Source organism: Acinetobacter sp. PK01, assembly GCF_022819285.1.
Taxonomy (GTDB): Bacteria; Pseudomonadota; Gammaproteobacteria; order Pseudomonadales; family Moraxellaceae; genus Acinetobacter; species Acinetobacter tandoii.
The window spans coordinates 92,267-115,649 of sequence record NZ_CP094644.1 but is presented as its reverse complement, the minus strand read 5'-3'; the positions used below and the strand labels follow the sequence as shown (position 1 = coordinate 115,649).

Sequence of the window (23,383 nt, the reverse complement as noted above, 5' to 3'; positions counted from 1 at the left end):
ATAAAACCTGTACTTGCTTGAAATAAAAGTAATCCCTGAATTCCCCCTAATCTTGGTTCGAGCTGATCTTCGCATATAGAACTCAGCATATCTAAATGATAGAGATCGTATATGAGTACCGAAATGACTGATACGCCACACTACAGTGAAACATTAGAGATTGAGGGGATGACATGTGCTTCTTGTGTAGGCCGTGTGGAAAAAGCTTTAAAATCTGTTGAAGGTGTTGAATCGGCTCATGTAAATCTGGCTACCGAAAAAGCAGTCATTTATGCGCATCAACCACTTGATCGCGCTACTTTAATTAAAGCCGTAGAAAAAGCAGGCTACGAAGTGGAAGCGCTGCAACCAATAGAGCTTACGATTGAGGGTATGTCATGTGCTTCTTGTGTAGGTCGAGTAGAAAAAGCCTTAAAATCTGTTGAGGGTGTGGAATCAGCACATGTAAATCTGGCTACTGAAAAAGCGACTATTCAGGCAAGCTCATCTGTCACTCGTGACTCGTTAATTCAGGCTGTCACCAAAGCAGGGTTTGAAGCAAAGTCAGTTCATCAAACTACGGAAAGCTTTCAAGATAAAAAAAATATTGAATTAGAAAAACTTAAAAAAGATTTAATTTTGTCAGTCTTATTGACTCTACCCGTTTTTATTTTAGAAATGGGATCACACCTGATTCCCGCCTTTCATACGTTTATGATGGATAACATTGGCCAACAAAATAGCTGGTTAATGCAATTTTTCTTGACCACAGTAGCATTAATTTTTCCAGGCCGACGCTTCTTCAAAAAGGGCATCCCAAGTTTATTCCGCTTAGCACCAGACATGAATTCCTTGGTGGCTGTAGGAACATTGGCTGCTTATCTTTATTCAGTGGTTGCTACTTTCTTTCCAAGTGTCCTGCCACAAGGCACGGTCAATGTTTATTATGAAGCTGCAGCGGTTATTATCACTTTAATTCTATTAGGTAGATTTTTTGAAGCCAAGGCAAAAGGCCGAACGTCTTTAGCAATTCAACATCTAGTTGGAATGCAGCCTAAAGTTGCCAGAATACAGCTCAATAATCAGGTGATAGAAGTTCCGATTGCCGAAGTTCAAACAGGAACGATTGTAGAGATTAGACCAGGTGAGCGTATCCCTGTCGATGGTGAAGTTATTCACGGCCAAAGTTTTATTGATGAATCCATGATTACTGGCGAGCCTATGCCCGTTGAAAAAACGATAGGCTCTACTGTGGTAGGAGGAACAATTAACCAAAGTGGCAGCTTAAATATCAAAGCCACCTCTGTTGGTAGTTCATCAGTGCTTTCTCAAATCATCCGAATGGTTGAACAGGCACAGGGTTCCAAGCTGCCTATTCAGGCATTGGTTGATAAAATTACCATGTGGTTTGTACCTGTAGTAATGGGTCTCTCTCTTTTAACTTTTATTACTTGGTTTATCTTCGGCCCTGAGCCCGCCCTAACGTTTAGCTTAGTTAATGCAGTTGCGGTACTCATTATTGCATGTCCTTGTGCAATGGGACTTGCAACGCCTACATCAATCATGGTGGGAACTGGGCGTGGTGCTGAAATGGGTGTTTTATTCCGTAAAGGGGAAGCTTTGCAGCTGCTCAAAGAAACTAAAGTGGTTGCTGTTGATAAAACAGGGACCCTGACTGAAGGGAAACCAATTTTAACCGATCTGCATGTCTTAGAAGGGTTTGAATACAATGCCGTACTTTCACTTATGGCAGCCGTTGAATCAAAGTCTGAGCATCCTATTGCTCGAGCAATTGTACAAGCCGCTATAGATAAGGAATTAATCCTGTCTCCTGTTGCTGATTTCAAGTCAGTCACGGGCTATGGAATAGAAGCAACGGTGTCTGAACATTTGGTTCATATTGGTGCAGATCGATATATGGAAAAACTAGGTTTGAATCCTAATGTTTTTTCTCAATTTTCGGATCGTTTGGGAGAAGAAGGAAAAACCCCTCTCTATGTTGCGATTGACCAGAAACTTGCTGCCATTATTGCTGTAGCAGATCCAATTAAAGAATCAACATTTGCTGCAATTGAAGCGTTACATCAGTTAGGTTTAAAGGTTGCCATGATTACAGGTGATAACCGTCATACAGCTCAAGCGATTGCAAAAAAACTAGGTATTGATGAGGTTATTGCAGAAGTCTTACCTGAAGGTAAAATAGAGGCCGTTAAAAAATTAAAAAATCAATATGGTAAACTCGCATATGTTGGAGATGGCATTAATGATGCCCCTGCACTTGCAGAAGCAGATATTGGTTTAGCAATAGGTACAGGTACAGACGTAGCTATTGAAGCTGCTGATGTGGTTTTGATGTCTGGCAACCTGAAAGGAGTGCCAAATGCTATCGCTTTAAGCAAAGCGACTATAACCAATATTCGTGAAAATTTATTTTGGGCATTTGTTTACAATGCAGCTCTGATTCCTATTGCAGCAGGTGTACTTTATCCGCAATTTGGACTGCTACTTTCTCCTGTATTTGCTGCTGGTGCAATGGCTCTCTCGTCAATATTTGTACTAGGAAATGCTTTACGATTAAAACGTTTTAAAGCCCCCCTTGCAATTATTTAACCATTTTTTATATACATTTAAAGTTTTGTTGGCTTTACTTTATATATTTGGAAATAGTCTAAGCCATGTTGGCTTTTATTAAATATCATACAGTTGATATTCTAATTATTTGAGAGGGATTAAGATGAAAAGAATTTTATTAATATGCTTTATAGGCATGTCATTTACCTATGCGAATGCTCATTCTGGGGGAACGAACTCACAGGGTTGTCATACTAACAGTAAAACTGGTGATTACCACTGTCATTAATAGGTGCGCACACAGTTTTTTTATTTAAAAGACTGTGCTTTAAAGTTATAAGTAGCGTTTAACTAAAGCTAAAAATTCATTCAGTTCTTTTTCCTTTATTTCCGGCACTGTTGCAAATAGAGATTTGAGTCGATGATGTTCCCTTTAAAAAGTACTTAGAGACCGAAAACCCTGTTGATTAGACACACTTCACCCTGAGGCTGACCATAATAAAATGACGATGCTTGTCCTTTACGTAGTGCACGCATGACTTCAATACCTTTAATTGTGGCATAAGCCGTCTTCATAGATTTGAATCCTAATGTGGCCCTGATGATCCGCTTTAGCTTGCCATGATCACATTCAATCACGTTATTTTTATACTTAATCTGCCTGTGCTCAAGGTCTGGTGGACATTTACCTTCCCGTTTTAACCGTGATAAAGCACGTCCATATGTGGGTGCTTTATCCGTGTTGATCACTTGTGGAATTTGCCACTTCTTCACATTATTTAAAATTTTTCCAAGAAAACAATATGCTGATTTGGTATTACGTCTAGAAGAAAGATAAAAATCAATGGTATCGCCACGTTGATCGACTGCACGATACAGATAAGACCATCGTCCATTCACTTTTACATAGGTTTCATCAATATGCCACGAGCTCAGATCTGTAGGATTACGCCAATACCAGCGTAAACGTTTTTCTATTTCAGGAGCATAACGTTGAACCCAACGGTAAATAGTCGTGTGATCAACATTCACACCCCGTTCGGCCAGCATTTCCTGCAGTTCACGATAGCTAATGCCATATTTACAATACCAGCGCACAGCCCAAAGAATGATTTCGCCCTGAAAATGCCGACCATGGAAAGGATTCATATGCTGCACCTTTAGCTAAAACAGTCTTCAGCTTACCATTCGTGGTTATTTGCAATAGTGCCATGTAGAAAGAGCAGCACTTTAATGTTTATGCTGTTCCAATGTATTACATTCCGTACTTTCTATTTGTAACGTAATTTCAGTAATACTATGATTATGTTTTAGAACGTCTAAGGCCTTTTGATAGAGCTGATCTGGATCGCTATTAGGAGCAACTAAATGAGCAGTTAAATGAATGTTTTTTGAAGATATAGCCCAGACTTTCAACTGATGAATCCCTTCAACACCCTCTAGCATCAATAAATCATTTCTTAACGACTCAATATCAATCTCATCAGGAACCCCTTCAAGCAAAATATGGATACTTTGTTTTAATAAAACCCAAGTTCGAGGTAAGACCCAGAAGCCAATTAACACAGCGATTAAGGTATCTACCCACATCCACTGGGTAAAATAAATGACCACTCCTCCGATAATCACGCCTATCGATCCCAGTGCATCACTAAGAACTTCTAAATATGCGCCTTTCACATTTAGACTTCCTTCAGCACTCGCAGAAAGGATTTTCATTGAAATCAAATTTATGACCAAACCAATGACTGCGACAATCATCATTCCAATACTTTGAATTTCAGCAGGATTCGTAAAACGTTGGTAAGCTTCATAGACGATATATATCGCCACTACAAAAAGCATCACTGCATTAAACAGAGCCGCTAAAATTTCGAATCGCTGATAGCCAAAAGTTCTTTTATCATCTGCGGCTTTTTTACCAATTTTGATAGCAGCAAGAGCAATAGCTAATGCGGCTACATCAGTAAACATGTGAGCGGCATCAGACAGTAATGCTAAACTTTGGGTAATAAAAGCAGCGACAACTTCTACTATTAAAAAAGTAGTCGTTAAACCCAAAGCAAACATTAATTTCTTACTATTTCCTTCAGTAACAACCGCATGGCTATGATCATGATGTTCTGACATAAAATTTTCCTTATTCAATCCATGATTAGCAGAGATACTTGAGACAGGCTCAATATCTCTGCTAAAAATTGCTTAATCTAATGGATTAAGAAGCTTTCTTTTCATTCATCCAGCGGTACAGTACGGGCAATAAAACCAATGTAAGCAGGGTAGAGGAGATAATTCCTCCAATAACCACTGTTGCTAAAGGTCTCTGTACTTCTGCCCCAGTTCCGGTTGCCAAAGCCATCGGGACAAACCCAAGGGACGCCACACAAGCTGTCATCAGCACAGGTCTAAGACGCAAAATTGCACCCTGCCACGTTGCATAATAAAGGTCATATTGTTGTCGCAACTCTTTGATAAAGGTAAGCATGACTAAGCCATTCAGTACAGCCACCCCCGATAGTGCAATGAAGCCAACCCCTGCTGACATGGATAATGGAATGTCACGCAACCACAACGCGATTAAGCCTCCACATAAGGCAAACGGTACACCACTAAAGACCAGTAAGCTTTCTTTGATATTATGGAATACAGCCATCAATAAAATAAAGATCGTCAACAATGCGAGCGGAACCACCAATTGCATACGCGCTTTTGCAGACATCAGATTTTGAAATTGACCGCCATAATCTATCCAATAACCGCTTGGTAATTCCTGTTTGGATAACGTGCTCTGAAGCTCTGTTACGAATGAGCCTAAATCACGTCCTTCTACATTTGCAGTAATAACCACTCGACGTTTACCATTTTCACGGCTGACCTGATTAATACCCAGGATATTTTCAACGCGTGCCACATCTTGCAGTTGGACTAAACCACCATTCGGCAATTGAATAGGAAGTACCGCTAACTGTTCAGGACTACGCTGGGATTCATCTAGACGGATGACAAAATCAAAACGCTTGTCTCCCTGTAAAATTGTTCCAACATTCTGGCCACCGACACTTGTAGCTACCAGATCCTGAATTGCTCTTACCGACAAGCCATATTGTGCAGCTCTGGACTTATCCACCTCTACATTCAACAAGGGTAAGCCACTGGTCTGTTCTACATTAACGGCTGTCGCGCCTGAAATTGAGTTAATTTTTTGAGAAATTTTATTCGCTTCGCGATTTAGAATCTCCATGTCATCACCAAATAATTTGACACCCACATCACTTCGCACCCCTGAAATTAACTCGTTAAAGCGCAGTTCAATGGGTTGCGAGAACTCACTGTTATTTCCCGGCAATGTCGCTAAGAAAGTAATCATTCTTTGGCGAAGCTCATCAATCGTTTGTTTTGGATCAGGCCATTCATCATGAGGTTTTAACAGTACCACGCCATCTGAAATGTTGGGTGGCATAACATCTGTGGCCACTTCTGCTGTACCGGTACGGGCAAAGATCGCTTTAATTTCAGGAAATTCTTTCAACAGTAACTTTTCAGTATTTTCCTGCATTCTCAGTGACTGTTCTAACCCTGTACTTGGGGAACGCATTTGCTGAACAGCAAAATCACCTTCACCCAGTTGAGGTGCAAACTCGCTACCTGTTTGAGTGGCTAGCACGCCCGTAAGCACTAAAATACAGGCAGCCACAATAGTCACAAATAAACGAAGCTCATAGGCTTTATCTAAAAGCAGTTCATATTTGGTTTTAAGCCAATGCATCCAGCGACTTTCGGTTTCCTTGACTTCTCCAGTGACAAATAGGGCAACTGCGGCTGGCACAAAAGTGACAGATAAAATCATGGCCCCAATTAAAGCCAGTACAACAGTCATTGCCATAGGATGGAAAAGTTTGGCTTCTACACCCGTCAGGGTAAAGATAGGTAGATAAACCACCAAAATAATTAACTGTCCAAAGATGAGAGGACGACGCGCCTGTTTTGCAGCCAAGAAGACTTCTTTAAATCTTTCAGAACGGCTAAGTAAACCACCTTTCAGCTTCTGAGCTTCTGCTAGCCGACGGATACAGTTTTCTACAATAACCACTGCACCATCAATAATAATACCGAAGTCCAGTGCCCCTAAACTCATCAGATTTGCACTAATCTTTTGCTCTGCCATTCCCGTCAAGGTAAACAGCATTGACAGTGGAATAACGCAAGCCGTGATCAGCGCAGCACGGAAATTACCTAGAAAGAGAAATAAAATAACAATGACGAGGATTGCACCCTCAATCAAATTTTTCTGAACGGTTTTGATCGCCCGATCAACCAAATGCGTACGGTCATACACAGTCTCAATCACCACACCTTTAGGTAGCGATTGCTGGATCGATTGCACCTTTTCATCAATGGCTTGAGCAACGGTACGGCTATTTTCTCCCATCATCATCATGGCAATACCCAATACAGTTTCTTCACCATTATAGGTTGCAGCCCCTGTTCTTAAGTCATGACCAATTGAGACATTGGCGACATCTGCCACCCGAATCGGATAGCCGTTTTTATTGGCAATACTGATGTTCTGGATATCTTCAATCGTGTTTAAAGTGCCGGGAACACGAACCGTTAGCTGTTGTCCATTTTTCTCAATATAGCCAGCACCACGGTTTTCATTATTCTCTGTTAAGGCAGTTTGTAAATCAGACAAAGGAATTTGCAATTGTTGCAATCGGTTCAGATCAGGGGCAACCACATAGGTTTTATTAAAGCCACCGATACTGTTGATCTCAGCAACGCCTTTTACGCGCTGTAATTGCGGTCTTACAATCCAATCCTGAATTTCACGTAAATCCATCGCCGAATAAGGGGTTCCATCCGGCTTTTTAGCATTTGGTTCGGCTTTAATCACCCATTGATAGATTTCACCTAAACCTGTCGAAATAGGCGACATGTTAGGTTGCACATCTTCAGGCATTTCTCCCATTGCTTCTTGCAAGCGCTGGTTGATAAGCTGTCTGGCCCAGTAAATATCCGTGCCATCTTCAAAAATGATGGTCACTTGCGATAAGCCGTAGCGTGAAATCGAACGGGTTTGTTCCATTTTCGGCATGCCTGACATGGCATTCTCAATGGGATAGGTAATCCGCTGTTCCATTTCCAAAGCCGTAAAGCCATTGGCTGAAGTGTTAATCTGCACCTGAGTATTGGTAATATCCGGTACAGCATCAATCGGTAACTTTTGATAACTATAAATACCAATAGCAATCCAGGCTGCAATAAACAGCATAATCCAAATGGCGTTATGGATAGAAAACTGGATCAGCCGATCAAACAGCCCTTCAGGTTTTACCGATTCGTGGTCTGGAATGTGAGGGCTTTTAGTGCTCATGTGAAGCCTCTCCTTTTTCCATCTCAGATTTCAGTAAGAAACTGCCTTGAGCTGCATATTTTTGTCCCTGATTAAGCCCATTTACCACTTCAATCCACTGGCTATCCCCAGACGATTGCCCTAATTTCACCGGTTGCGGACTGAATTCAACTTTCTGTCCATGCTGAGTGGCGACAAAAACCACATCTTTTCCATCGACATTCTGAACTGCGGACTTAAGTACCCGTAATGCGGTACTTTCACTGCGTTGTTGCAACTGTACGTTTACCATCAAGTTTGGACGTAATTCGGTTGCATTCGATTCAACTTTTGCTCGCACCTGAAGACGGCCTGTTTGAATATCCGCTTCAGTATTTAAAGTCTGAATAACAGCCTGATAGACCTTTTCCGTTTGCAAGGATTTAAATTCGATCTTTTGATTCGGGGCTAAGCCCATAATTTCAGAATTTGGAACAATAAACTCAAGCCAGAGTTGATCTAACCGGTCTATCGTAAAGAGTTGATCGGCTAACTGAACATTTTCCCCGAGAACCAAATCCTTTTTACTGATCACGCCAGAAATGGGAGCTTTCAAAATATAGCGTCCGTTACTGGCATTCACTGCACCAAATGCACTTAAACGTGATTGGGCCGCTTGAACCTGAATTTGTGCCCGTTTATAGCTGTTATAAGCACGTTGATAGTCCTGTTTTGCTGAAATGCCCTGTGACCAAAGCTGACGCTCACGATCATAGTCTTGTTTCGCCAGTTCAAGGTTGGTTTGTTCAATTTTAAGATTGGCCTGCTGATCAACTAGATCAGGAACAAGCAACGCAGCCAAAGGCTGTCCTTTCTGAACTTTTTGACCGAGTTCTACATAGACATTTTCTACATGACCACTAAAACTCGGTGAGACGTGCGCTTGCTGGTCAGTATTCACATTCAGTTTGGCAGGATAAGAACTTAATTTAACCACCGGGCCTTGATCGACCGCTGATAATTGTATGCCCTGTTCCACCAGTTGCTTGGCAGTCAGGCTCACACCTTCTGCATGCTCTTCGGTTTCACCACCATGTTCTTCTCCCCCTTCTTCCTCGGCATGTTCATCTGATGTTTCAGATTTATTCTTACCCGTTAAGATCAAGAAAATACTGAGGAGTACGGTAGCGCCGATGACCAAACTAATCAGTAGGGGTTGGGAGATTTTTCCGCTCTGTTTTTTTAAGCTGTTTTTAAGATCGAACATGTTAATTTCCCCCACCAATGACAGGCATGGCCTGTATGTCTTGCCATAAATTTTGATTGATTTGTGCAATAGCATCTTTCGACATGACTTCACTTGGGCTAATGCCTAAGCTTAAACTTTCTGCTTCGATGGCCTTTTGCCAGCCCTCCCGTAACAACTGGACTTTACGTAGACGGATGTCTTGTAATTGAAGCGTGGCTTGCTGAACATCGGTTAAAGCAAACTTTCCTGCCAGAAAACCTTGTAAAGTTTTACTTTGAACTTGAGTCGCCAAAGGAATTTGAGTCTCGTCAACGACTTTGAATTGAAGCTCTAAACCCTGCAACTCGGTTAAGATCGTGCCTATTTGCAGCGCATTTTGCTTTAGATAAAAGTCTTTCTGACGCTCTAATAAGTTCATTTTTTCTTGCGCGATTTTTATGCCATTTTGCTGACGATCGAAAATATTGAGCGGTACACTGACTCCAACCACCAGTTGATTTTGTGTTGAGTTATCCAAGGATTGGGTGCGGTTAACGCCCAGGTTTAAAGTAGGATTAGGACGTGACTTTGCTTTCAGCTGATCAACCGTTGCTTGAGACTCTAACACCTGTAAAATCCGATATTTCTCAATGTAGTTATCCGCTAAATATTCTTGAACCTGCCCATGAGTCGATTTTGGCCAAAGCTTTTGCGAAGAGAGGTTTACCTTCAATGACTTATCAGAGGTTCCCCATAAATTTGATAATTGTTGGGTTGCCACTTGTACCTGTAAGTCGGCCTGTCTAAAAAGACGGATATTTTCAGCATGACTTAAACGTGCGCGATTCACATCTACTTGCGCGATACTGCCTGCATTAAAGCGCTTTTCGATTGCTTGAAGGTTTTCTTCGCTCACCCGAAGTTGTTCATTGACAATGTTTTTTTCAAGTTCGGCAATGGCCAGTTGCGACCATACATATTTCACTGCAAGCTCAATTTGTGCTTGATAAATCTTCTGTTTCAGCGCTGTTTTATCTATTGAGAGACTGGCTAATTTTTGGTTTGCTCTTCGCTCACCAAAAATATCCAAAGGTTGTGATATACCGATGGCAAGCTCTTTTTCATTATTTGAACCAAAGCCCGTTTGTTCAACTGACAATTCAGGATTTTTAAACAGCTTACTTTGCTGAAGATTCGTGGCATTAATACTATTTTGCGTTTCCCAGAAATTTTGGGACGCTTGATATTGGTTAACCTGCTCAATAGCTTGCTGCAGCGTTAAATCTTGAGTACTGGCGACTACGGAAGTACTGAAGCTGATCATTGCAGATAGCAAGATACCGCTACCTAAGGCTGACCAGGATAAATTCAGGATGGAGGTATCCTGATGTAATTTGTTTTTTGACATGAAAATGCCCCACGCATAATGAAATTAGGAGTGGTGGGCTTTTATAAGACTACCCCACCAATAGTAGGGGCAAATCGGGAGGCGGGGTTAATTGATCCAGATAAGGGGGTTTATAAAAAGTTATTCCCAAATAAGTTGGGGTAATGCCGGTCTCAAAATTAGCTTTAAGCTTCAGATCATCGGGTGGGTCAATCTGAATCACGATTGTATTTGAGAAATGACTGCACTTTTCGTTAAAACAAACCTTCTGACAATAGTCATAGATTTCTTTATAGTTTTCTAGGGAATAAAGTGCTTGACGAGGACTATCACTCTTTTCGTCTAAATCGATTGGATTAGAGAGTATTGAATTGGGTATGTTTGGCATTTCATGCAGACAAGCAGCCTCTGCCACACTCCAAATATTCTGGAATGTGAATAAGAGTACCAATATCTGGATTAGAAATGTTTTTCTCTTCATACACAAATCTGTATTTAAAACACCAATCGGAAGCTAACCAAAGCTATCTAAGATCTGATCACGAAATTTAAGTCACCTTAATCTTTTTGCAGCCTTAAGTAAAGATATACAGAGTTTTTGAAAAAGCATAGGTCTAGATAATCAAGCTAGATTTTTTAGAACTCCACATTGGTCAATTGTACATAAACCATCACAAGTACCTCTTAAATCAGATAATTGTTCAATAAGCTTTTGTTGCTTGATTATATTTTCTCTGATAGCACTGACATGTAAGTCAATTAATTCATTCACATCTGAACAATTTTTCTTGGGATTATCTTTATAGGTGAGTAATTGACGAATTTCATTCAAACTCATATTTAAAGTTCGGCAATTCAAAATAAACTTAATTCGCTCAACATAGCCTATATCGTAAAGGCGGTAATTTCCTTCCGTTCTTTCGGGTTCCGGAATTAAACCTTCCTTTTCATAAAACCTAATTGTTAATACTGAACATGAGGTTTTTTTAGAGAGTTCACCAATTTTTAAATGCATTGAGTTGGTATTTCCAAAAAATCTTGACTCTATAGTAACTATAGGGATTCTAATATTCAAAGTTTATAAATTTTTTTAATGGGTATAACTATGAGTGGCTGTGGATGTAGTAAAGAAACACCATGCGAAGATAAGAAATCTCAACAAGAAAATCATCCATCAATTGCAGAAGCAAGCAATTCAAAGAATTGTGATAATACGCCTAGCTGTTGTGGTGAAGAGGAAGAAGAAAAATCTTCATCTCCTTGCTGTAACACTTCAAACAGTTGTGAAGATACCGCTCAATCCTGTTGTGGTTCTGATCCCAAAGAAAATTTAAGCACTGAAAACGTTTTAAAAGATTCGCACTACATGAGTGAATACTTAGTTCCCAAAATGGATTGTTCTGCGGAAGAACAGATGGTTCGTATGGCGCTATCTTCAATTGATGGTGTTCAAAAACTCATCTTTGATTTACCTAACCGGTCTTTAAAGGTTCTACATAATCAAAAAGATGAAAATATAACTACCAAACTTGAAGCTTTGGGTTTTGGTGCAAAGCTTGTGAAGACTGAAACTTATATAAGCAATCAACAGGCTAAGCAAACAAGTACCTATACCATTCCTAAAATGGATTGCTCTGCTGAAGAGCAAATGGTCCGTATGGCTCTTGCAGATATTGAAGCAGTTAAAGGTCTTACTTTTGATCTTCCCAATCGAAAACTGAAAGTCTTCCATAATGAAGGGATTCAGCAAATTACGGCTAAACTCGAAGGACTGGGTTTTGGGGCGAAACTTGATGAAACACAGCTTTCTTCAGGCGATATACCTAATGAACCTGATCCTGTGAGACAAGCTAAAGTACTTAAACTGTTATTAGGCATTAATGCTCTACTTTTCTTTATAGAATTCATCAGCGGAATTATTGCTGCGTCTACAGGATTGATTGCTGATTCTCTAGATATGTTTGCAGATGCAGCCGTTTATGGTATTGCGCTATATGCCGTCGGAAAAGCTGCGAAATATCAAGTGAAAGCAGCCCATTTCGCAGGTTGGATTCAGTTATTACTTGCTGTCATCGTGATTATTGATGTCATTAGACGATTCATGTTTGGAAGCGAGCCAGAATCAACGCTCATGATTGTTATTGGCCTGCTCGCACTTATAGCTAACGTGACATGCTTATATCTTATTTCTGGTCATCGAGAAGATGGCGCACATATGAAAGCCAGTTGGATTTTCTCGGCGAATGACGTTGTCGTAAATATGGGCGTTATATTTGCCGGTGTACTCGTGGCGTGGACGGGATCAGCTTACCCAGACTTAATCATTGGCATCCTGGTTTCTTTATTCGTGCTTAATGGTGCTCGAAAGATTTTGGCTTTGAAGTAAGAGTATCGAAAATGAATCTATTTCAAGTTAAACAAAATCAGATCGTCAAAATTAGAGATCTCAAAAAAGGTAATCAATACAGTCATACCACTGATCCCGTATTGGAACGGCTCCAACTATTAGGTTTTAGAGAGGGTGAAACTCTACAAGTACTCGCTAAAGGTGTTTTTGGCGGAGATCCTGTTTTAGTTCAAATTGAAACTTCAAGATTCGCATTAAGAAAGAATGAAGCTGAAAGAATTTTTGTAGAGTTAGTATCCAATGAAGATTAAGAACATTGCATTAGTCGGTAATCCAAATTGCGGAAAAACCTCTTTATTTAATACGCTTACTGGTACGCGACAAAAAGTTGCCAACTATGCTGGGGTTACCGTAGAAAGAAAAGAAGGTTCTTTTAAATTACCTTCTGGTGATGCAATACGAGTATTGGACTTACCCGGAACTTACAGTTTAAAACCTAGTAGTTTAGATGAAGAAGTCACCAGGGCAGTTTGTTTGGGCGAGCTAAAAGGTGAAATTCTACCCGATATTTTTATATGCGTTGTAGATGCCACAAATTTAAGCTTACATTTGAGCTTGGTTCTCGAAGTTCGTGCTCTAAATCGCCCTATGATTCTTGTATTAAATATGATGGATGAGGTCAAAAAGCGTGGTATTTCCATTGATAAGGATAAACTGTCTCAACTGTTAGGTATCCCTGTAGTTGAAGCTGTCGCAGTTAAAACAAAAGGAATTCAAGATTTAATTAATCAATTAGATCAAAAAAATCTTTTTATTACTCCTTATCATTCTGAATTAAGTCATTTTGAACAGGTCAAACAAATCACCAAACAAGTTATTTTAAATAATGACAGTGGTGATAAAAGAACCGCATTTCTAGATAAAATTTTTCTACATCCTGTATTGGGTTTAGTAATCTTAACTTTAACCATGTTTGTGATGTTCCAGGCGGTATTTATATGGGCAACGCCTTTTATTGAATTCATTGAAAATTTTGTCGCATGGCTCAGTGATTTTATTGGACCACTAATCCAACATCCTCTATTAAAAAGCTTGGTTGTGGATGGGGTAATTGCTGGTGCAGGTAGCGTGCTTGCATATATGCCTCAGATTTTGATTTTATTCTTCTTCATTTTAATGCTTGAAGAGTCAGGCTATTTACCCCGAGCAGCATTTCTTTTAGATAAATTAATGTCTAAAGCCGGGCTTAGCGGCCGTTCATTTATTCCTCTGCTATCCAGTTTTGCTTGTGCGATTCCCGGAATTATGGCAACCAGAAGTATCAGCTCTGAACGGGACCGATTAGCAACAATTATGATTGCACCCTTGATGACCTGTTCAGCAAGATTGCCAGTATATGCTTTATTGATCGCGGCATTTATTCCGAACCAATTAATCTACGGCTGGTTAAGTCTGCAAGGATTAGTCCTTTTTGGTCTTTATATGTCGGGAATAGTCTCAGCGTTATTAGTTTCAGTGTTTCTGAAATTGGTTCGAAAAGATAAAACTGAAAGTATTTTTATTTTTGAACTTCCCACATACCGAATTCCAGATATTAGAAATATTGCATTAGGCTTATATGATAGGGCAACTATTTTCTTAAAACGAGTTGGTGGCATTATCGTCGCACTGTCTATCTTGTTATGGGTGCTAGTCACGTTCCCTCAACCACCAGATAATGCAAGCATGCCGGCCATTAACTATAGTTTAGCTGGTCAGTTAGGACATTTAATTCATCCTATATTTGCGCCTATTGGGTTTACATGGGAAATATGTATTGCACTCATTCCTGCTATGGCAGCAAGGGAAGTTGTAATTGCTGCTCTTGGGGTGATTTATGCGATGTCAGGTGATGAAGATACAGTAACTCAAAGTCTGTTAAGTCAAATTTCAGGCCCGGATGGATGGGGGTTAGCCACAGGTTTATCATTATTGGTATGGTTTATTTTTGCTCCCCATTGTCTTGCTACGTTAGCAACAATTAGACGAGAAACTGGCAGCTGGAAACAGCCCATCATTATGGCAACTTATTTGTTTGCATTAGCCTACATCTTTTCATTCATCACATATCAAGTTGCGAGTAAGTTTTAATTAGCAAATGAATAAAAGAGGGGGGGAGCTAGCTCCCCCCCCCTTTATTAAATTACTCGATGTAAGCGTGGGCTTCTGAATACTTTTATCTAACTATAACAACTACTTAAATGTTTAAATCTCTAGGTTTTGAATAGTCGAGGTATCAGACGAATATAGATTGGTAAAAAGCATAGTTCAACGATAGTCTGAGTCAAGATTACAGCAGGAATTATGGGCATACTTCCCGGAATTGCAAAAGCTAATGGAAGAATAACAAATGAATTTCTATATGATGCTGAAAAGGACACAGCACTAGCAGAGCCAGATTCTAATCGAAAAATACGAGCAATTATCCAACCCACGAATGGAGCAATAATGGCAAAAGAAATATAAATTGGTAAAGCTTGAAGAGCTGCACTTTTTGCAAGCCCAATTTGAGGCATAACTGATGCTAGGACGATAAACAAAACTAGGGCTGTGGCAGGTACAGGAAATAAGTTTAGGCTTTCAGCCACTTTTTCTGCTTGTTCATTTCTATTCCCAATGAACTGAACTATAGCTGCCATTGCTAAGGGTGCAACAATGAACCATACAAACGCATGGACAAAAGGACCAATTTCAACAAGCTGAGCTACCTCTTCTCCGAGGAGTACACCAAGATAAATTGGTAATAAGATCATTTGGATAAGCAATAATACAGGTGTCATCGCAAGTAATAATCTTGCATTACCTTTCCCAACATGGGTGAAAGTAATCACATAATCAATACACGGTGCTAGTAGAACAAAAAGTACAGCTAAACGAATAAGTGGGTTTTCAGGTAAAAATTGTATTAGACCTGCCGTAATTAAAGGTAAGGCAATAAAGTTAGTAATAAGTAATGCAGAAATAAAACGTAAATTTTTTAATGCCTTGCCAATTTCTGCAATAGGTACTTGTAAAAAAGTAGCAAATAACATTAATGCCAGTGCAGGGTTAATCAAACTTTCTAAAATCGTCGCTCCACTGATGGTTAATCCAAAAATAACTCCGATAAAGATGGTACAGAAGTAGATTTTGACTTGATTATCTTCAAGAAAATTTCGAATATTTTCCATTTTAATTGAGTTACTCACTTGCTTTTAAATAGCGGTATACCGCCTGGCGACTAATTCCAAATGCCTGGCCTAATGCCATTTTTGAAGGGTACTTTCCTTCCTTCCATTCTTGTCTTAAAGCTTCAGCCTGTTCAGGTTTCAATTTATGTACACGCCCTTTGTACTTTCCTTGAGCAGAGGCCAGTTTTATTCCTTCTTTTTGACGCTCTAAAATGATCTCACGTTCGAACTGTGCAAAAGCGCCCATCAATTGCAGCATCAAATTATCCATCGGGGTAGATTGAGCAGTGAAAGTAATATTTTCGGCACTGTTGCAAATAGAGATTTGAGTCGATGATGTTCCCTTTAAAAAGTACTTAGAGACCGAAAACCCTGTTGATTAGATACACTTCACCCTGAGGCTGACCATAATAAAATGACGATGCTTGTCCTTTACGTAGTGCACGCATGACTTCAATACCTTTAATTGTGGCATAAGCCGTCTTCATAGATTTGAATCCTAATGTGGCCCTGATGATCCGCTTTAGCTTGCCATGATCACATTCAATCACGTTATTTTTATACTTAATCTGCCTGTGCTCAAGGTCTGGTGGACATTTACCTTCCCGTTTTAACCGTGATAAAGCACGTCCATATGTGGGTGCTTTATCCGTGTTGATCACTTGTGGAATTTGCCACTTCTTCACATTATTTAAAATTTTTCCAAGAAAACAATATGCTGATTTGGTATTACGTCTAGAAGAAAGATAAAAATCAATGGTATCGCCACGTTGATCGACTGCACGATACAGATAAGACCATCGTCCATTCACTTTTACATAGGTTTCATCAATATGCCACGAGCTCAGATCTGTAGGATTACGCCAATACCAGCGTAAACGTTTTTCTATTTCAGGAGCATAACGTTGAACCCAACGGTAAATAGTCGTGTGATCAACATTCACACCCCGTTCGGCCAGCATTTCCTGCAGTTCACGATAGCTAATGCCATATTTACAATACCAGCGCACAGCCCAAAGAATGATTTCGCCCTGAAAATGCCGACCATGGAAAGGATTCATATGCTGCACCTTTAGCTAAAACAGTCTTCAGCTTACCATTCGTGGTTATTTGCAACAGTGCCTTGAAAAGAGTCTATTTTAAAATCCTCTAATGAGATAGATAGCTCATTTTTCTAAATAATTTTTAGTATCAATTTCGTGTAGATAAGCAACGATTTCCTCCACTGTGGTTCTCGCTGTTCTAGAAACTCCAATTATCGTAGCTGAAGCCATCCCAGTCCATTCCCCATAGCCTACCAACCACAAGTTCGGCATCTTGACCGATCTTCCGTCCTTAACCTCTATCAGGTTGTCTGGCTCTATCACCCCCAGAGTCCTCAAGTGATCCAAAGAAGCTTTAAACCCTGTACACCAGATCACCGCATCGACTTGCTCTTTTGAGCCATCAGGCCAAATGATAGAGTCTGTGGTAAATGATTTAAAAGGTGGACGACTATGCAAAACCCCTCTCTGCCTTGCCTCCTTAACACTATCAATCATCACAATATCACCAAGCCCCCCAACAGGCTGATCAATGACTTTACCCTCTTGCTGTGCTTTTAAGCGTTCCGTCGCTCTTAAAAACAGTACACGACCGTCCACATCATCGGATAAAAATTGAGGTGGAGTTTTCGTGACCCAAATGGTTTCAGCAACTTGTGAAACCTCAGCGAGTATTTGAGCGCCTGAATTCCCACCACCCACAACGATGACTTTCTTACCTTTAAATGGGTCTGCATTCATGTAATGGGCTGAATGTAACTGTGTACCTTGAAAGTTTTCTTGTCCCGGATAATCAGGAATAAACGGCTGGCTCCATGTCCCGGTTGCACTAACCACGGCCTTGGCTCGCCAAAACTTTTCTCCAGCATATACGTCTAAATACTTTCCATTCGATTCCACACGATCGACATGTACTGGACGAACAATCGGAAATTGATATCTCTGTTCATAAGCCGATAAATACTGAATCACCTCATTTCGTGTTGGATAGGTCTGTTCAGTGATGGGCATCATCCAACCGGATAGAGAACTCCAGGTATTAGGAGAAAAAAGACGCAATGACTCCCAGGTATGCAGCCAGGCACCCCCTGCTTGATTTTGCTCATCCAATATAATGAATGGGATTTTCTTGCGCTTTAAAAAATAAGCAGTAGATAAAGCAGCCTGTCCACCACCTATAATGATGACATCTGTTTCCGTCTGTTTCTGGTTCAACGCCTTTTCCCCTTTTGTTTTTTATATCTGATTTCTTTAGTGCAAAAACCCAATCATGAAGACTGGGTTTTTACATTTATTCACTTTTTCAATTATGACAACCTACTCATCAATTCAGATTATCAAGATATTTTTCAGCATCAAGTGCAGCCATACAGCCTGAACCTGCCGAAGTAATCGCTTGACGGTAAACGCTGTCAGCAATATCACCCGCAGCAAATACACCCGGAACAGATGCAGCAGTCGCATTACCTGCCGTACCGCTTTGAACCTGAATATAACCATCACGAAGGTTCAACTGACCTTCAAACATGCCGCTATTCGGTTTATGACCAATGGCAACAAATAAGCCAGTAACTTCTACATCTTGTTTAGAGCCATCTTGGGTAGATTGCAGGCGAACTGCAGTTACACCTGACGTTCTGTCACCAAGAACTTCGTCCACTTGATGATTCCAAGTGATGCTGATTTTACCTTCTTTCTCTTTCTCGAACAGATGATCTTGAAGAATTTTTTCTGCACGTAAAGAGTCACGACGGTGAACTAGAGTCACGTGTGAAGCAATGTTGGATAGATAAAGGGCTTCTTCAACAGCAGTGTTGCCACCACCCACAACCATAACTTTTTGGTTTTTGTAGAAGAAACCATCACAGGTTGCACAAGCACTTACACCTTGACCCATAAATGCAGCTTCAGAGTCAAGGCCTAAATATTGCGCTGTAGCACCCGTTGCAATAATCAGGGCATCACAAGTGAACTCTTCCATATCACCTTTCAGAACGAATGGACGAACGCTTAAATCAACTTCGTTGATATGGTCATAGACAATGTTAGTACCAAAGCGTTCAGCATGCGCTTGCATACGTTCCATGAGTGCAGGACCAGTTAGACCTTCAGGGTCACCCGGCCAATTGTCGACTTCGGTTGTTGTGGTCAACTGACCACCTAGCTGTAAACCGGCAATCAGCGTTGGCTTTAAGTTGGCACGTGCAGCATATACAGCTGCGCTATAACCCGCAGGGCCTGAACCTAGAATAATTAATTTAGAATGTCTCTTTTGCATTTAATATCACCTAGCGTTTACAAACTACGCTGATTCACACGTTTAGATAATTCTTCAGCCGATTCCTTACGTTCAGAATAACGATCTGTCAGGTATTTGCTTTGACCACGGGTCAGTAGGGTGAACTTAAATAACTCTTCCATCACATCCACAATCCGGTCATAGAAAGCTGAAGGTTTCATTCGTCCATCTTCTTCGAATTCCAAGAATGCTTTTGGAACTGAGGACTGATTTGGAATGGTGATCATCCGCATCCAACGACCCAAAATACGCATCTGGTTCAGGCTGTTAAATGACTGTGATCCGCCACTGACTTGCATCAAGGCAAGAGTTTTACCTTGGGTGGCACGGATTGCACCCCCTGCCAGTGGAATCCAGTCTATTTGTGATTTAAAAATTGAACTCATAGAACCATGGCGTTCAGGTGAACACCAGACCATGCCTTCTGACCATGCTAAAAGTTCATGCAACTCTTTTACTTTTGGATGCTCAGTATCCGCATCTTCAGGTAAAGGAAGCCCTTTAGGATGAAAGATTTTTACTTCCGCCCCAAAATGCTCCAGGATTCGACCGGCTTCAAGAACGGCAAGGCGACTGTAAGAGCGTTCTCGATTCGAGCCGTAAAGGAGCAAAATGCGAGGGGGATGAGCAAGTTCTTTTGCCTGAACTTTTTCAAAAGTCGGTTGCTCAAGAAGATTAAGATCTACGTTTGGGAGATTCATAGAATTAGGCCTCTTTAAAAACTTTTTTTCTCAGCCAGAGCGAAACACTCACCAAGGCAATCAACACCGGAACTTCGACCAATGGACCAATAATCGTGGTAAAAGCAACAGGTGAAGCGATACCAAAAGTGGCAATTGCGACTGCCAGTGATAATTCAAAATTATTCCCGGCTGCAGTAAATGCGATTGCTGTGGTCTTAGGATAGTCATTGCCCATCCATTTACTCATGAAGAAGCTGATAAAGAACATCAAAACGAAGTAAATGGTTAAAGGAACCGCGATTCGTAAAACTTCCAGTGGAAGACTCACGACATCACCACCTTTTAGGCTAAACATGGCCAGAATCGTGAACAGTAAAGCCATTAAACTCAGCGGGCTGATTTTCGGAATAAACTGAGTTTCATACCACTCTACCCCTTTTTGTTTCACCAGAATCCAACGCGTTAAGAAACCCAACAGAAATGGAATACCAAGATAAACCAGAACAGCATGGGTGATGGTCCAGAAATCAACATTAATGACCTGTGAAGCAACACCGAAATAAGGTGGCAGGAAGGTCAGGAATAACCAGGCATAGGTACTGAAGAATAAAATCTGGAAGATACTGTTAAAGGCAACTAAGGCTGCAACATATTGATTATCACCACAAGCTAGGCCATTCCAAACCAATACCATGGCAATACATCGAGCTAGACCAATTAGGATGACACCAGTCATATATTCGGGATAGCTATGTAAAAATATAATAGCCAGAGCAAACATCAGTACTGGGGCAATTAGCCAGTTTTGTATTAAAGATAAAGTTAGTGTTTTTTTATCTTTAAATACTTGTGGCAACGTCGCATAGTTCACTTTTGCCAGGGGGGGATACATCATCAGAATAAGACCAACTGCAATTGGAATATTCACAGAGTTGATACTTAATTGATCGAGTGCGACAGAAGCTTGCGGAAAGAAGTTTCCGATTGCAATACCTAGAGCCATGGCAATAAAAATCCATAGCGTCAGGTTACGATCTAAAAAGGATAAGCGTTTTTCAGACATATCTCTTACTCAACATTCGAAATTTTATTGATTTCAGCAATGAGTTCAGGACGAGAAAGTTTATTTACATCTAGGGCAAATAAAGCATCTAAACGACGGTTGATATGTTCAACAGTGGTCATAAAAGCTTTCATTTTTTCTTCTTTATTTACTTCCAGGTGTGAAGGATCAGCTAGGCCCCAATGTGCCTTGATTGCTCCACCCAAATAAAGTGGACAGGCTTCTTGAGCAGCAGAGTCACATACCGTGATCACAACATCAGGTTGGTACTGTTCACAGTCATCAATCGTTTTACTCCATAAACCTTCAGTAGATAACCCTAAGTTTTCAAGGGTTTCTATGGTCAGCGGATGCACTTGTCCTGAAGGCTTACTCCCAGCGCTATATGCTTTCCAACCTTCCGGGGCACGGCTATTAAACAAAACTTCTGACAAAATGCTACGGCAGCTATTTCCGGTACATAAAAATAAAAATTTCATTGAATTACTCACAATAACTATTTACAGAAAAGGGTTGTTGATCATCCAGCTTTGGCTGAGATTGAACTGTCTTCAAAATATCTAAAATTTCATAACACCAGTCGGCCAATTTTGGACTGATACTGTAGTAAACCCATTGGCTTTGTCTGCGATCTTGAAGTAGTCCTGCAGCACGTAAAAGGGCTAGATGTCTTGAAATTTTAGGCTGACTTAGTTGTAGTTTTTCAATCAAATCACACACACATAGTTCTTTATTTTCAGCGATTAATGTCACTATATTGAGACGTGTTTCATCTGATAAGCATTTAAAAAAATTAACTTGATCCATATAAGTCTCCTTCACATTGTTCCCATCCAAGAGATGAGAACGTGCTATTTAATTCTTTGACCATTTTCATCAATAATTTTTTCACCATCTTCTTTGCTAAACGCGCCTTTTTGAGGTAACGGGAGAATATCCAGAACAATTTCAGAAGGACGACACAAACGTGTACCTAAATCCGTCACAACGAATGGGCGATTAATCAAAATTGGATGTTGAAGCATAAAATTTAAAAGCTGTTCATCAGACCAATCTTCCTGATCTATTCCTAAATCAGAATATGGAGGTACATTTTTACGAATTGCTTCTCTAACACTTAAACCAGCACTACGAATAAGTTCAACTAATTCTGCTTTCGAAGGTGGGGTCATTAGATATTCAATAACAATTGGTTCAACACCCGAATTACGGATTAAAGCCAAAGTATTGCGTGAAGTTCCACAAGCGGGATTATGATAAATCTTTATGACGCTAGAATTATTCATTTTCCGATTAACTCAAATTCAAAATATCTTTATATATGAATATCCGCATATATTCAATAAAACTGCTGTATTTTTTTATCCAATAGTAAGGGAATAAGACTTTAAGTTATTAATAAAAAATTAAATTTTGAATAAAAATATATATCAAGCTAATAAATAAGTGACTAATGAGGAATTGAAACTATAACCAACCCCCCTCACAGTTCTAATGATTTCTTCGATTTTATTTTTACTTAGAACTAGTCTTATACGTCGTATATATACATCAATTGAACGATCATCAATACGATCATTTTCACCACATAAATGATTTTTGAGCGTAATTCGACTGATAGGACGATCTGGATGCTGAGCAAGAAAATACAATAGCTTATATCCTATTGGACACAATTCTATAGAAACAACTTTACCTTCCTTATCTAGTAACAATGTCCTTTGACTTGAATCAAATTTTAATTTAGGAATTCTAGCTTGATCGTGATGTGCTATTGAATGATTCGAAGTTAAGAATTTATCTAATTGTAAGAGTGCAAATCTTATCCTTACCCCTAGAACGTAATTGAGACAAGGTTTAATAACATAATCATCTGCACCTGCTTGTAAATAGTCTACAAATATTTGGTCATTAAAAGTACTGGTTACAAAAATTAAAGGCACATTTCTCGTTAACGGATTTTGCTTAAATGCAATAATAAAAGCCAAACTAATTTCTGTAGCTTCATCCCAGTCGAGAACCACTAGTGATATTTCTGAAGATGTTGAAGCCCTTAAACCTTCTTGAAAACCTGAAGCCGTTTTTATTCTGTATCCAGATTTTTTCAGCTGATTCTCCACAATTCCTTTATCGTTACACAAGGGATCCTGTACTACCAAAATAGTCTGACTATTTATGATATTTAATTGATAACTTAGCTCGTTAAGATTATCAAGACACTTTGTCACATTCATAGCTTATC

General features: G+C 39.9%; 22 protein-coding genes and 1 pseudogene. 5 read left to right on the top strand and 18 right to left on the bottom strand.

Annotation, left to right across the window (positions count from 1 at the left end; genetic code table 11):
* The first annotated feature begins 111 nt into the window (after window positions 1-111).
* Both MP622_RS17190 and MP622_RS17185 read left to right on the top strand, forming a co-directional pair.
* On the top strand, window positions 112-2,589 hold the full coding sequence (locus MP622_RS17190; RefSeq protein WP_004281880.1) for a heavy metal translocating P-type ATPase: 2,478 nt from the start codon (window positions 112-114) through the stop codon (window positions 2,587-2,589).
* A 124-nt stretch (window positions 2,590-2,713) separates the two neighbouring features.
* Window positions 2,714-2,839, top strand: a complete 126-nt coding sequence (locus MP622_RS17185; protein ID WP_094148905.1) for a YHYH domain-containing protein — start codon at window positions 2,714-2,716, stop codon at window positions 2,837-2,839.
* Window positions 2,840-2,994: 155 nt separating this feature from the next.
* Here the strand turns inward: MP622_RS17185 and MP622_RS17180 are convergent, their stop codons facing one another.
* The 7 genes from MP622_RS17180 to cadR all read right to left on the bottom strand — a co-directional run bounded on the left by MP622_RS17180 (window position 2,995) and on the right by cadR (window position 11,512).
* Window positions 2,995-3,699, bottom strand: a complete 705-nt coding sequence (locus MP622_RS17180; protein ID WP_001067784.1) for an IS6-like element IS1006 family transposase — start codon at window positions 3,697-3,699, stop codon at window positions 2,995-2,997.
* Between the two features lie 81 nt (window positions 3,700-3,780).
* Window positions 3,781-4,680, bottom strand: a complete 900-nt coding sequence (locus MP622_RS17175; RefSeq protein ID WP_016165559.1) for a cation diffusion facilitator family transporter — start codon at window positions 4,678-4,680, stop codon at window positions 3,781-3,783.
* 85 nt (window positions 4,681-4,765) lie between these two features.
* Complete coding sequence (locus MP622_RS17170) at window positions 4,766-7,924, bottom strand: CusA/CzcA family heavy metal efflux RND transporter (RefSeq protein ID WP_016165560.1); 3,159 nt, start codon at window positions 7,922-7,924, stop codon at window positions 4,766-4,768.
* Window positions 7,914-9,149: an efflux RND transporter periplasmic adaptor subunit gene (locus tag MP622_RS17165; protein WP_016165561.1), complete on the bottom strand. Its 1,236-nt coding sequence runs from the start codon at window positions 9,147-9,149 to the stop codon at window positions 7,914-7,916. The genes MP622_RS17170 and MP622_RS17165 overlap by 11 nt, the downstream gene beginning before the upstream one ends.
* 1 nt (window position 9,150) lies before the next feature.
* Window positions 9,151-10,518, bottom strand: coding sequence for a TolC family protein (locus MP622_RS17160; protein ID WP_004781067.1), 1,368 nt, complete (start codon window positions 10,516-10,518; stop codon window positions 9,151-9,153).
* A 49-nt stretch (window positions 10,519-10,567) separates the two neighbouring features.
* Window positions 10,568-10,978, bottom strand: coding sequence for a hypothetical protein (locus MP622_RS17155; protein WP_004733191.1), 411 nt, complete (start codon window positions 10,976-10,978; stop codon window positions 10,568-10,570).
* 141 nt (window positions 10,979-11,119) lie between these two features.
* Complete coding sequence (cadR, locus tag MP622_RS17150) at window positions 11,120-11,512, bottom strand: Cd(II)/Pb(II)-responsive transcriptional regulator (RefSeq protein ID WP_004281856.1); 393 nt, start codon at window positions 11,510-11,512, stop codon at window positions 11,120-11,122.
* A 90-nt stretch (window positions 11,513-11,602) separates the two neighbouring features.
* Here cadR and MP622_RS17145 point away from each other — a divergent pair, with 90 nt between their 5' ends.
* Genes MP622_RS17145 through MP622_RS17135 form a run of 3 tightly spaced genes read left to right on the top strand, consistent with a single transcriptional unit; the run spans window position 11,603 to window position 14,974 of the window.
* On the top strand, window positions 11,603-12,883 hold the full coding sequence (locus MP622_RS17145) for a cation transporter (protein ID WP_010700353.1): 1,281 nt from the start codon (window positions 11,603-11,605) through the stop codon (window positions 12,881-12,883).
* A gap of 11 nt (window positions 12,884-12,894) precedes the next feature.
* Window positions 12,895-13,155, top strand: coding sequence for a FeoA family protein (locus tag MP622_RS17140; RefSeq protein ID WP_004665962.1), 261 nt, complete (start codon window positions 12,895-12,897; stop codon window positions 13,153-13,155).
* Window positions 13,145-14,974, top strand: coding sequence for a ferrous iron transporter B (locus MP622_RS17135; RefSeq protein WP_004281858.1), 1,830 nt, complete (start codon window positions 13,145-13,147; stop codon window positions 14,972-14,974). Before MP622_RS17140 ends, MP622_RS17135 begins: the two co-directional genes overlap by 11 nt.
* A 122-nt stretch (window positions 14,975-15,096) precedes the next feature.
* Here MP622_RS17135 and MP622_RS17130 read toward each other — a convergent pair whose 3' ends face one another.
* The 11 genes and pseudogenes from MP622_RS17130 to MP622_RS17080 form a co-directional block, all read right to left on the bottom strand.
* Window positions 15,097-16,053 (bottom strand): arsenic resistance protein, encoded by a 957-nt coding sequence (locus tag MP622_RS17130; protein ID WP_004665958.1) that lies wholly within the window; start codon window positions 16,051-16,053, stop codon window positions 15,097-15,099.
* A 10-nt stretch (window positions 16,054-16,063) separates the two neighbouring features.
* Window positions 16,064-16,357, bottom strand: a pseudogene (locus tag MP622_RS17125) (recombinase family protein); the annotation flags it as partial.
* Window positions 16,358-16,409: 52 nt separating this feature from the next.
* The gene (locus MP622_RS17120; protein ID WP_099143705.1) at window positions 16,410-17,114 is read right to left on the bottom strand and encodes an IS6-like element IS1006 family transposase; all 705 of its coding nucleotides are present in this window, start codon (window positions 17,112-17,114) and stop codon (window positions 16,410-16,412) included.
* Between the two features lie 105 nt (window positions 17,115-17,219).
* The gene (locus MP622_RS17115; protein WP_005253618.1) at window positions 17,220-18,311 is read right to left on the bottom strand and encodes an ArsO family NAD(P)H-dependent flavin-containing monooxygenase; all 1,092 of its coding nucleotides are present in this window, start codon (window positions 18,309-18,311) and stop codon (window positions 17,220-17,222) included.
* Window positions 18,312-18,420: 109 nt separating this feature from the next.
* A complete protein-coding gene (gene trxB, locus MP622_RS17110; protein ID WP_092621673.1) occupies window positions 18,421-19,374 on the bottom strand; it encodes a thioredoxin-disulfide reductase in 954 nt (317 codons plus the stop codon).
* A 17-nt stretch (window positions 19,375-19,391) separates the two neighbouring features.
* Window positions 19,392-20,096, bottom strand: a complete 705-nt coding sequence (arsH, locus tag MP622_RS17105; protein ID WP_005253621.1) for an arsenical resistance protein ArsH — start codon at window positions 20,094-20,096, stop codon at window positions 19,392-19,394.
* A 4-nt stretch (window positions 20,097-20,100) separates the two neighbouring features.
* Window positions 20,101-21,141: an ACR3 family arsenite efflux transporter gene (gene arsB, locus MP622_RS17100; protein WP_010116223.1), complete on the bottom strand. Its 1,041-nt coding sequence runs from the start codon at window positions 21,139-21,141 to the stop codon at window positions 20,101-20,103.
* Window positions 21,142-21,146: 5 nt separating this feature from the next.
* Complete coding sequence (locus MP622_RS17095; RefSeq protein WP_005253624.1) at window positions 21,147-21,620, bottom strand: arsenate reductase ArsC; 474 nt, start codon at window positions 21,618-21,620, stop codon at window positions 21,147-21,149.
* A 4-nt stretch (window positions 21,621-21,624) separates the two neighbouring features.
* The gene (locus MP622_RS17090; RefSeq protein ID WP_058869063.1) at window positions 21,625-21,948 is read right to left on the bottom strand and encodes a metalloregulator ArsR/SmtB family transcription factor; all 324 of its coding nucleotides are present in this window, start codon (window positions 21,946-21,948) and stop codon (window positions 21,625-21,627) included.
* Between the two features lie 44 nt (window positions 21,949-21,992).
* Window positions 21,993-22,427, bottom strand: coding sequence for an arsenate reductase (glutaredoxin) (arsC, locus tag MP622_RS17085; RefSeq protein ID WP_131367349.1), 435 nt, complete (start codon window positions 22,425-22,427; stop codon window positions 21,993-21,995).
* A 144-nt stretch (window positions 22,428-22,571) separates the two neighbouring features.
* Window positions 22,572-23,375: a response regulator transcription factor gene (locus tag MP622_RS17080; RefSeq protein ID WP_243793587.1), complete on the bottom strand. Its 804-nt coding sequence runs from the start codon at window positions 23,373-23,375 to the stop codon at window positions 22,572-22,574.
* Window positions 23,376-23,383 lie beyond the last annotated feature (8 nt).